Origin of the sequence: Actinosynnema sp. NPDC023658 (genome assembly GCF_040639995.1) — a bacterium.
In the GTDB taxonomy this organism is placed as follows: domain Bacteria; phylum Actinomycetota; class Actinomycetes; order Mycobacteriales; family Pseudonocardiaceae; genus Actinosynnema.
Genome location: NZ_JBFAAX010001238.1, coordinates 1 through 1474 on the forward strand (window position 1 = coordinate 1; position 1474 = coordinate 1474).

Annotated in this window: 1 pseudogene; it reads left to right on the plus strand. The window is 75.6% G+C overall.

Features of this window, described 5'->3' with window-relative positions:
• Positions 1–1474 (plus strand): annotated as a pseudogene (locus AB0G02_RS39860) (hypothetical protein); the annotation flags it as partial.

Below are 1474 nucleotides of genomic sequence, written 5' to 3' on the forward strand. Positions count from 1 at the left end.
CTGGACAGCCGCGGCAACCCGACCGTCGAGGTGGACGTGGAGAACTCGCTGTCCCCGCCGGCGCGGGCGGCGCTGCGCGCGCTGGTCGCGTTGAGCGACGTGTGGTGGGGCGCGGAAGTGCTGGCCGCCGCGTGCGGCACGCCCGACCCGCAGGGCGCAGCCAAGCTGGTGCGCACGGGCCTGGTGCGCGAGGATGCCGGCCGCTACTCCGTCGGTGGCTCCGTCGCGCGGCACGCGGGACGGGGCGCGGACCTCGTCCCGCTGGTCGACCGCATCGCCGGGTGGACGGCCACCGCCCGTCCCGACGCTGTCGCCGGTGAGCTCCGGGTCGTCGAGCGGGCCCTGCGCCTGGCCTTGGCGGCCGAGCTGCACGACACCGCGTTGACGTTGGCCCGCAACGCTTCCGCCACCCTGATCCGGTCACGCCACCTGGGTGCCGCGATGACCGTGCTCGGCCTCGGACTGCGGGCGGCGGTCGGCACGGGGTCGGCGCGCGACGAGCTCTCGTTCCGCTACGCCCTGGCCGTGTGCCGACTCGAAACCGGGAACACCAAGCAGGCGCTGGAAATGGCGATCGCGGCCGCGAGCCTGAGCCTGGACGACACCGACGAGGACCTCGCGCTCCGGGTGCGGGAGCTGCACGCGGAGGTGCAGCAGGTCGCCCGCCGACCACCATCCACGATGGACACGATCCTGGCCCGGGTCACCGAGGTCGGCAGCAGCGCGTTGGCCACGGTCACCGCCGGGGCGAAGGCGGTGCGGGAGGCTTGCGTCTCCGTCGTCACGAGCCTGCCCGGCGGCGTCCAACTCCTGCGGCTGGCGCAGGAGAACCCCGGGATCGTGCGGGGCGTCGCCTCCATCGCCGTGGTCGCCGGCCTCGTGCTCGCCACGGTCTCCGCCTCCGGCAACCACGACGAGGTCAGCGCCGCGCCGGCGGATCCCACCACCGCGCGGGCACTGCCCTCCGTGCCGGACGACGCCACCGACCCTCGCACGACAGACGACCCTCGCACGACAGGCGGCCCTCGCACGACAGGCGATCCGGCGGCCCCCGGCCGGACCGGCGGCACGACCACGACGTCCCCTCCCCCACTCCCCGGCAGCACGCCCACGCCGGGTGGCACCACGCCGGAGGACACGACGACGGGCGGACACCGACCAGGGGGCGGCGGCAACGACCCCGAACCGGAGGAACCGCGCCGATCGATCCCGGCCACGTGGGGTTTCGCCCGCGTCTGGCATGTCGACCGCCCGATCGGGACCACGCACGCCCTGTCCGGTCCCGGCGTGCAGGACAACGACGAGGCGAACTGGACCTACGGCCCGTGGGCGATGTCCAGCCCCCCGGCCGGCCACCCGACCGCCACGCACACCGCTGTCGGCCGGCACCGGGTCCGGCTCCCGGCCGTCGGCACGCCCGGCGGCAGCGTGCAGGTGACGGCCCAGGACTACGTCGGCTGGACCGCCACCGGTC